Below are 8,851 nucleotides of genomic sequence, written 5' to 3' on the forward strand. Positions count from 1 at the left end.
CCTCCAGGGGCTGTCCGGCGGGACGGCCCCTGGAGCGGGCGGGCGGGCCGCCCCGTCGGCGGGCTACCGGCGGGCGGACAGCACCAGTCGGCGGGCGTGGTTGCGGTAACCGGCGCGTTCCATGGCGGCGGCCGTGGGGGCGTTCGTCAGGTCGGTGTCGGAGCGGATGTGTGCCGGGTCGGTCTCCGCCACCAGGATCCTGGTGATCTCCGCGAGGATGTCGTCCACATATCCGCGGCCCCTGTGCTCGGGAAGCACACCGAGGTACCCGACCACGGGTCCGCTGTGGTTCCGCGAGGGCAGGCCGAAGCCGACCGCCTCGCCCGCGGGTGTCCTGGCGACCCGCCACCAGGACCGGTCCCCGAGCATGTGGTCCCGGTACAACTCCACGTCGGCGCGGGCCTGTTGTTCGGCGCCGACCCGCTCCGCCTCCTGCCGGGACGTCGCGTCGAGCGTGCCCTCCACCACCCGCCGGAACAGGTCGACGAAGACCTCGTCGTCGGGCTCGGCGAGGAAGCGCAACCGCCCCTGCGACGACGGTTCGGGAAGCCCGGCCGCCGGCGTCCATTCGTAGCGCAGCCGCTCCAGGCTCTCGGAGAGCCCGGCGCGCCGGGCCGCCTCCTGCCGCCACTCCAGCGCCGCGACCACATCGGGTCGCTCGTGCCAGTCGCCGGGCAGGAAGATGTGGTACGCGGGCGGCACCGCGGCCCCCGCCCGTGCGTACGCCACGTGTGCGCGGGTGAGCAACTCGGCGGCGAGGGCGGTGCGTTGGGCGGTGGTGCCGACGGAGTCGTGGACGTACACGCCGTCGAGCGCACCGGGTGTGGTCTCCACCTGGCCGCCCCACCAGACGGCGACCGCGAGCGGCGCACCGCCCGACGGGTCTTCGGCGATCCAGGTCCACTCAAGCCGGTACTGGCCGTCGGCGAGCTTGGCCCGGTAGAGGTCGGCCGTCAGCGTACTGGCCGGGTCCGCCACGAGCAGCGGGAGGAAGCCGTCGAGATCGGACTCGACGACGGAACGGATGCGATGGTGGATCAAGGCGTCTCCAGAATGGTGAAGAGGAGGCGCGAGCAGATCGGGGGGATTCAGCCGACCCGCGTACGTACGAGGGTGGTTCGGCCGATCTGAAGCGCCGGATTCGCGGTGAACATCACGGCCTCCCTTCTGCGTGGGGTGTTGCCCGGAGCTCCGCGCGGGGCCTGGGCAGGACCGCCGGCCTCGTGGCCGACGGGGTGAAGTTAGTGCAGCACCCGATCACGGCGCAACAGGTTTTCCTTCGGCGCCCGCGGGGACTTCGTAGATCCGTCCGTCCACTCCCGACCGGTAGAGCCGGCCCGCGGGGAAGCCGTGCTCCCCGCGGCCGTAGGTGACCTGGGTGGAGAGGTGCAGCCCCGACTGCAGGCTGCAGAGGCGCTCTCCCTCGACCCGCCAGATCTGGCCCGCCGCATGGGTGGCGATCAGCGGGCGGCCCCTGCCGTCGAGCGTGAGTCCGTCGGGCAGGGCGAGGACGTCGGCGAGGGGCGTGGAGATCCAGCGCTGCGGGCGGGCCGGGTCGTCGGCGGGGATCCGGTAGAGGCCGGGGGCGACGGTGGTCTGGATGACGTAGACCTCTTTTCCGTCCGGGGACACGGCTATGCCGTTGGCCTGCGACACCTTGGCCCAGGCGGGGTCGACCCGGCCGTCCGGGGTGACGCGGCCGATGTTCCGGCCGCCGAGGGTCGTGGTGTAGACGGTGCCGTCGGGTGCGAGGGCGACTCCGTCGATGCCGCCGAGGCCCGAGGCGTACGTGCTGACCCGGCCGGACTCCGGGTCCACCTGGAGGAGTTTCGACCTCGGGAACAGGTCACCGGTGGTCGAGTGCACGAGGTCGTTGCCCGTACCGACGAGGAGTTGGCCGTCGCCGCGGACGACGACCCCGCCGTTGGCACCGATGTTCCCGGTGAGGGCGACGGGGGCGCTGCCCGGGGCGTCGATGCGGTAGACGCGGCCGGAGAAGTAGGCGGTGGCGAACATCCGGCCCCGCGCGTCGACGGCGATCGACTCGACCCAGTCGGGCAGGTGCGCGACCTGGCGGGGCGGCGCCGGGTCGGTGGCTTCGCAGGCGGGCGCCGCGTGGGCGGAGGCGGGAGCGAACAGACCGGCGGCGACGGCCAGCAGCGCTACGGGCAGGATGCCCCGGGCTCGGGAGGTGCGGGAGGTGCGAGCGGTACGGGGCAGCCTGGGCTTCATGTGTGTCCGTCCTGGTCGGCTCGGCTCGGTTCCGTGGGATCGGTGATGCACCGTCCCATCAATGGGGCGAGGGGGCAAGGAGACGACTTCCGGCCGTCGGAGTGTCCGCCGGGTCCGGGACCTTGCCGCAGAATTCCGCCTCGATCACATTGACGTAGAGCGATCCGTCGCGCAGCCAGTCGCCGTTGGCGTTGAACGTCAGCTGGTGCTTCCCGTCCGGCGTGCCGACCATCCCCGACAGGGAGCCGTTCGTCCGGCCGGTCTTGCCGACCACCTTGACACCGCAGGAGAGTGTGGCGAATTCGACCCCGAGCCCGAACCCGGTCCCGTCCGGCCCCGGTACCTCCCGGAGCAGCTCCTTCTGCTGCTCGGTGGGAAGCAACTGTCCCCGTATCAGGGCGCGTTGGAAGCGGTTGAGGTCGTCGGTGGTGGAGATGACATCGCCGGAAGCGCCCAGCCAGGTCATGTTCTGTTCGGTGGCGTCGTGGATCGGGGCGTCGGGGGCCGTCTCATGGAGCCTGGAGTAGCCGACGGGATGCGGCTTCGGCAGGTGGGGCGACGTGCCGGGGAAGGACGTGCCGCGCAGCTTCAGCGGCCGGACGATGCGGCGGGTGATCTCCTGCGCGTACGAACGTCCCGTCGCCTTCTCGACGACCATCCCGGCGATCACGAAGTTGGTGTTCGAGTAGTACGGCACGGTGGGGGGCGGGGTCAGCTTCAGCGCGACGGCCACGAGTTCCTCGGGCGTGTGGGTGTCGTAGCGGTGCTCGGGGAAGCCGGGGCCCGCGGCGTCGCGGATGAAGGCGCGGTCCTCGGTGTGGTTGGCGAGGCCGCTGGTGTGGTTGAGGAGGCTGCGCAGGGTGATGGTGCGGCCGTCGTACCCGTTCCCCCGCACCAGGCCCGGCAGCCAGGTCTCGACCGTGTCGTCCAGGCTCAGTCTGCCTTCCGCCTCCAGTTGGAGCAGGACGGTCGCGAGGAAGGTCTTGGTGGTGCTGGCGCCGCGGAACCGGTCGGCCGCCGTACGCTCGCGGCCCGTGGCGGTGTCCGCGTGTCCGTACTCGGCGAACCAACGCCCCTTGTCGCTCACGGCAGTTGCCGCGACGCCGGGCAGTCCTCCCTTCTCGATCAGATCATGCAGTGCGCTGCGGGTCGCCCGGTGACTGTCGTCGGCGGGCCGCGCCGCGTGCGCGGACGGGGCGAGCGTGACCGCGCCCAAGGCCGTGGCCAGCGCCAGGGCGAGTGGGGCGGTGCGCGGGGCACGCTGCTTCATGGGGGTGCCTCCTCCGGGTCACGGGGGCGGCCGGTGCCGCCCCCTGTGCCGCGAGGGACGCCGAAGTCGGGCTCCAGGGTTGATCGTTGCCGTGCTGGACGGCCAGGCTCATACGGTCCGGACGGCCCGGCTCATGGGGTCGGGCTCCTACGGCTTGCGTCCGCACCACGCCACGAGGCGGTCGATGGCCGGCGCGTCCGCGGCGACGTCCACCGCGTCCCCGAACGGCGCGCCTTCGCGCGACCCGGCGGGCAGCCCGCGCTGCATCGCGGCGTACGCGATCTCCACGACCTCGGGGTCCCACTCCGGGAGCTGTCCGGTCGCGGTGGCCATGTCCCAGGTGTGCACGGTGAATTCCGAGGTCCAGACGGCCGCGGCGGCGGCGCCCGGCAACTGGCCGAACGGCAGGTTCAGCGTCCGTCCGAGGATCGCGGGATCCGCCCAGGCGTCCTCGACCTCACGCACCGCGGCGCTCCACACCTGCGGCCATTCGGCGTCCGGGACGTCGTCGACGACCGTGGGGAGACTCGCCACGTCGCCGCCGCGCCCGGCAAGGGCGATCCGGCGCAGGACGGCGACGAGGTGCCCGGCGAGGCCCCGGACGGTGAATTCGGTACAGGGCGTGGGCCCGTCGAAGTGCTCGGGCCGGACCCCGGCGCAGATACGACCGGCCAGGGCGATCGCCTGGAGCAGGCTCTGACGGGGGTCTGCGGCGGCGTCGGGGGTCAGAGGGGACTGTGCGGTGTTCTCGGTGTGAGTCATGACCTCATCCTGGAAGCCAAACAGGTCATCTCCTGGCCACTTTCCGAAAGAGAATGGCCGACATGAAAGCCGATCGCCTGGTGGCCACCCTGTTGTTCCTCCAGAGCCGCACCCGCGTCACCGTGGCCGAGGTCGCGGCGGAGCTCGAAGTGTCCGAGCGGACCGCGCGCCGCGATCTGGAGTCCCTGTCCGCCGCGGGCATCCCCGTGTACTCGCAGCGCGGGCGCGGCGGCGGCTGGTCGCTGGTCGGCGGGGCCCGTACCGACCTCACGGGGCTCACGGCCGAGGAGATCCGGGCGCTGTTCCTGTTCGCGGGCCCTTCGTCCACCACGCCCGAACTCCGTACGGCACTGCGGAAGTTGGTACGCGCACTGCCCGCGCCACTGCGTTCGGGCGCCGAGGCCGCCGCGCAGGCCGGCTTCGTCGACGGCACGGACTGGTCACGCACCGACGCCACGGCGGCCGAGCCCCAGCGCGCCGCGCTCCGGCGGGCCGTGCTGGACGGGACGCAGGTGCGGCTCGGGTACGCGACACCCGGCAAGCCCGCCGGTGTGCGGACGCTCCATCCGCTCGGACTCGCGGCCAAGGCCGGTCACGACTACCTCGTCGCCGACACCGAGCACGGTCTGCGGACCTTCCGGCTCGACCGCGTCACCTCGGTCGAGCCGACCGGCGAGCCCGTCGTGCGTCCGGACGGATTCGACCTCCCCGCGGCCTGGCGTTCCCTGGCCGCGCGGATGGAGGACCGGATGCTCGCCGCGACGGTACGGGCCCGGGTCGAGCCCGGCACGGTGGGGCGCCTGGAGCTGCTGTTCGGCGGGCGGGTGCGGATCGGCCCGGTGCTTCCCGACGGCTGGACGGAGGTGCGGGTCGACGGGCCGACGGCGGAGGTCGTCGCGGCGCAGTTGGCCGGGCTGGGGGCACGCGTCGAGGTGCTGGACCCGCCGGAGGCCAGGGAGCGGCTCGCACATCTGGCGGTCGAGCTGGCCGGAGTCTACGGACCGCCCGGCTCCGCCCGACCGGAACGACTTGCCTAAAGCTATTAGGTGAATGCAGAATAAATACAGCCGAAAGAAAGATGGGTTATGGTTCGCGAAAGACTGACCGTGGAACGCCTGACGCAGGCGGGTGCCGAGCTGGCCGACGAGGTCGGCTTCGAGCAGGTGACCGTCTCGGAGATCGCCAGGCGGTTCGAGGTCAAGGTCGCGAGCCTGTACTCGCACCTCAAGAACTCCCACGACCTCAGGACCAGGATCGCCCTGCTCTCCCTGGAGGAACTCGCCGACCGCTGCGCCGCCGCGCTCGCCGGGCGGGCCGGCAAGGACGCCCTGACCGCCTTCGCGGACGTCTACCGCGACTACGCCCGGGAGCACCCCGGCCGCTACGCCGCGACCCAGTTCCGGCTCGACCCGCAGACGGCCGCCGCCAGCGCCGGTGTCCGGCACTCGCAGATGACGCGGGCGATCCTGCGCGGCTACGCCCTGCCGGAACCGGAGCAGACCCATGCGGTCCGCCTCATCGGCAGCGTCTTCCACGGCTACGTGAGCCTGGAGATGGCCGGCGGGTTCAGCCACAGCGCCCCCGACTCGCAGGTGTCCTGGACGCGGAGCCTGGACGCACTGGACGCGCTGCTGCGGAACTGGCCGGTCGAGAAGACCGGGGAACAGGAACGAAAATGACCAGCACCCCCCTCACCACGGCCGTCACCACCCCCCTCACCACGGCCGTCACCACCCCCCTCACCGTCCCCCTGACCGCCGACCTCCTGCGCGGCGCACTCGACCTGGAGCAGACCGAGCACGGCATACGGCCGCACCGCCTGCCCGCGTCGGCGCGCAGGCAGATTCCGGACGGGCAGCTGACCATGGCCGAGGCCCAGCCCTCCGGTGTCCGGCTTGCCTTCCGCACCCGGGCCACCGCCGTCGAGCTGGACACGCTGCGCACCAAGAACGCGTACCGGGGCGCCCCGCCCCGCCCGGACGGCACCTACGACCTGCGCGTCGACGGCGAACTCGCCGGGCAGGCCACCACCACAGGCGGCAACGTCCTGATGACGGACATGGCCACCGGGTCCGCGCAGACCCTCCCCGGGCCTGTCGGCACCGTCCGCTTCGACGGGCTGCCCGACCGCGTCAAGGACGTCGAGATCTGGCTTCCGTACAACGAGATCACCGAGCTCGTCGCCCTGCGGACGGACGCGCCCGTCGAGCCTGTTCCGACGCGCGAGGGCCTCAAGAGGTGGCTGCACCACGGCAGTTCGATCAGCCACGGCTCCGACGCCGCGAGCCCCAGCACCACCTGGCCCGCAGTGGCCGCCTCCCTCGGCGGTGTGGAGCTGACCAATCTCGGCTTCGGCGGCAGTGCGCTGCTCGACCCGTTCACGGCGCGCGCGATGCGGGACGCTCCCGCGGACCTGATCAGCGTCAAGCTCGGCATCAATCTGGTCAACACCGACCTGATGCGGCTGCGGGCGCTCGGCCCCGCGGTGCACGGCTTCCTCGACACGATCCGCGAGGGCCACCCCGACACCCCGCTGCTGGTCGTCTCGTCCGTCCTGTGTCCCATCCACGAGGACACCCCTGGCCCGAGCGCCCCCGACTTCAGCGCGCTCGCCGAGGGCCGGCTCCGGTTCACGGCGGCGGGCGACCCGGCCGAGGTGGCCGCCGGAAAGCTGACGCTCAACGTCGTACGGGCCGAACTCTCGCGCATCGTCGCCCTGCGCGCCGCCGACGACCCGCACCTGCACCACCTCGACGGCCGCGAGCTCTACGGCGAGAAGGACTTCGCCGAACTGCCGCTGCCCGACCAGCTCCACCCGGACGCCGCCACCCATCGCCGTATGGGCGCGCGCTTCGCCGAGCTGGTCTTCGGCCCGGCCGGAGCGTTCGCGTCCGCCGGTACGCGGCCCCGGTAACCGCCGTGCGGTCGCCCGCAGGTGACGGCCGGTCCCCACGGCTCGTCTGGTACGCCTCGTACGGCTCCAACACGCATGCGCGGCGGCTGTCGTACTACCTCGCGGGCGGCCGTCCGCCGGGATCCGCCCGCAGCTACCCGGGCTGCCGCGACACCCGGCCGCCCGTCGGCTCGGCGGCGGTCGAACTCGAAGGCGTGCTCTACTTCGCCACCGAGTCCGCGGTGTGGACCGGCGGCCGGGCCTTCTACGACCCGGCCGCCCGGGGGCGGGTGCTCGCCCGCGCGTACCTCGTGAGCGAGGAGCAGTTCTGCGACATCGCCGCGCAGGAGATGTACCGGGAGCCGGGCGGGCCCGGCCTCGATCTGGCCCGCGCCGTGCACGACGGCAGGGCCGTGCTGGGCCCCGGCAGGTACGAGACGCTCGTGTGCCCTGGCACCCTGCGCGGCCACCCGCTCCTCACCTTCACCGCGCCGTGGGGCGTCGACGACGTGGCGTGGAACAGGCCGTCGGCCGCGTACCTCCAGCACATCTGCGCGGGCCTCGGGGAGACGGGCGTCTGGCCGCCGGACACCCTCGCCACGTACCTGGCGGGATGCCCCGGGGCGGCCGGCGGGTGGAGCGTACGGGAGATCGCGGAACTCCTGCGGACGGCCCGTGGCGACGGCTAGGGCCGCCTGACCTCGAACAGGAAGCAGCCGTACTCCACCGCCCGCACGTGCACCAGCGCCACCTTTGGGTCGGCGAACGCCTCGTCGAAGGCCCCGTCGAAACCGGCCCCCGCGTCCTGCGGGATCTCGAAGAGACGGCCACCCACGATGTGCCCCGCCGCGTCGTACCGGCGGATCGTGCGCAGCGCCCCCGGCCGCGCGAAGGGGTACTGCCGCGACTCCCCCTGTTCCCCGCCCGCTCCGGCCTGCCCGCACTCGTCGGCGTGGATGAACACGGGCCCCGTCTCCTCGTAGGCCCCGGGCTCGGCACCCGTCTCCGCCGCCCAGCGGCGCAACGGCGCGTACGAGACGAGGGCGATCCGGTCGCCCGCCTCGACGGCCCGCAAGCAGCAGCGCAGCGGGCTGCCCACGCAGTCGAGGGGCACCCCGTCCTCGCGCGCGGTGAACGGCTCAGGGCGGCGGCCCGCGTCGTCGACGGTACGCAGTTCCTTGAGGGCGGCAGGGGGTACGGGCAGCGGTGTGCAAGTGGTGGTCATGCCCCCAGCGTCGTCCGCGGGAAGCCGACTCGCTGGCGGAAATCGGACACCGCGCTCGGTCCGTACCCGGGGGCCGACGGAGCACGTGAGATGCGCCGCAATCCGGGCCTCACGCTCAAATCCGTCCGAGGGATCCCTTAGCGTACGGAACATGTCCACGTCCTGTGTCCTCACCAAGGTGTGCTCCGGCTTCGAGCAGCGCTTCGCCGAGTTCGCCTTCGAGCCCGGCTTCGCCGCCGCGGTCGACCAGCACGTGGCCGAGATCCGCGCACGCCTCGGGGCGAGCAGCTCCGGGCTGGAGCCGCCCGCCCCGGACCGGGCCGCGCTCGTCGACTACGCCCTCGGATTCACCGACGGACTGGCGGAGACGGGATGGCGGGAGCCGGTCGCGTACGACTACGCGGTGTGCCGTCTGACAGCGCTGAGCTGGCTCGTACGGCGCCACCGCCTCGTCGGTCCGCGCCGGGGC

10 protein-coding genes are annotated in these 8,851 nt (G+C 72.7%); 5 read left to right on the forward strand and 5 right to left on the reverse strand.

All coding sequences use genetic code 11. The features are described 5' to 3' along the window. Positions 1–63 precede the first annotated feature (63 nt). The 4 genes from ACWGIG_RS33600 to ACWGIG_RS33615 form a co-directional block, all read right to left on the reverse strand. The gene (locus ACWGIG_RS33600; protein ID WP_453325480.1) at positions 64–1,041 is read right to left on the reverse strand and encodes a GNAT family N-acetyltransferase; all 978 of its coding nucleotides are present in this window, start codon (positions 1,039–1,041) and stop codon (positions 64–66) included. Between the two features lie 216 nt (positions 1,042–1,257). Then, a complete protein-coding gene (locus ACWGIG_RS33605) occupies positions 1,258–2,232 on the reverse strand; it encodes an SMP-30/gluconolactonase/LRE family protein (RefSeq protein WP_453325481.1) in 975 nt (324 codons plus the stop codon). Between the two features lie 58 nt (positions 2,233–2,290). Then, the gene (locus tag ACWGIG_RS33610) at positions 2,291–3,502 is read right to left on the reverse strand and encodes a serine hydrolase domain-containing protein (RefSeq protein ID WP_453325482.1); all 1,212 of its coding nucleotides are present in this window, start codon (positions 3,500–3,502) and stop codon (positions 2,291–2,293) included. A gap of 147 nt (positions 3,503–3,649) precedes the next feature. Beyond that, positions 3,650–4,264 carry a TIGR03086 family metal-binding protein gene (locus ACWGIG_RS33615; RefSeq protein ID WP_453325483.1) on the reverse strand — a complete coding sequence of 205 codons (615 nt, stop codon included), beginning with the start codon at positions 4,262–4,264 and terminating at the stop codon, positions 3,650–3,652. A gap of 62 nt (positions 4,265–4,326) precedes the next feature. Here ACWGIG_RS33615 and ACWGIG_RS33620 point away from each other — a divergent pair, with 62 nt between their 5' ends. Genes ACWGIG_RS33620 through ACWGIG_RS33635 form a run of 4 tightly spaced genes read left to right on the forward strand, consistent with a single transcriptional unit; the run spans position 4,327 to position 7,846 of the window. After that, the gene (locus ACWGIG_RS33620; protein WP_453325484.1) at positions 4,327–5,301 is read left to right on the forward strand and encodes a helix-turn-helix transcriptional regulator; all 975 of its coding nucleotides are present in this window, start codon (positions 4,327–4,329) and stop codon (positions 5,299–5,301) included. A gap of 48 nt (positions 5,302–5,349) precedes the next feature. After that, positions 5,350–5,943: a TetR/AcrR family transcriptional regulator gene (locus tag ACWGIG_RS33625; RefSeq protein ID WP_453325485.1), complete on the forward strand. Its 594-nt coding sequence runs from the start codon at positions 5,350–5,352 to the stop codon at positions 5,941–5,943. Then, complete coding sequence (locus ACWGIG_RS33630) at positions 5,940–7,178, forward strand: GDSL-type esterase/lipase family protein (RefSeq protein ID WP_453325486.1); 1,239 nt, start codon at positions 5,940–5,942, stop codon at positions 7,176–7,178. Before ACWGIG_RS33625 ends, ACWGIG_RS33630 begins: the two co-directional genes overlap by 4 nt. A 5-nt stretch (positions 7,179–7,183) precedes the next feature. Further along, entirely contained in the window at positions 7,184–7,846 is a 663-nt protein-coding gene (locus ACWGIG_RS33635) for a histone deacetylase (protein WP_453325487.1), read from the forward strand. On the opposite strand, the gene ACWGIG_RS33640 is transcribed toward ACWGIG_RS33635, so the two are convergent. Further along, a complete protein-coding gene (locus tag ACWGIG_RS33640) occupies positions 7,843–8,382 on the reverse strand; it encodes a DUF1203 domain-containing protein (RefSeq protein ID WP_453325488.1) in 540 nt (179 codons plus the stop codon). The genes ACWGIG_RS33635 and ACWGIG_RS33640 overlap by 4 nt on opposite strands. 151 nt (positions 8,383–8,533) lie before the next feature. Between ACWGIG_RS33640 and ACWGIG_RS33645 the strand changes: the two genes are divergently transcribed. After that, on the forward strand, positions 8,534–8,851 hold a 318-nt coding region (locus ACWGIG_RS33645), incomplete at its 3' end, for a DUF6401 family natural product biosynthesis protein (RefSeq protein WP_453325489.1).

The sequence above is a fragment of the Streptomyces sp. NPDC054863 genome, from assembly GCF_053610825.1.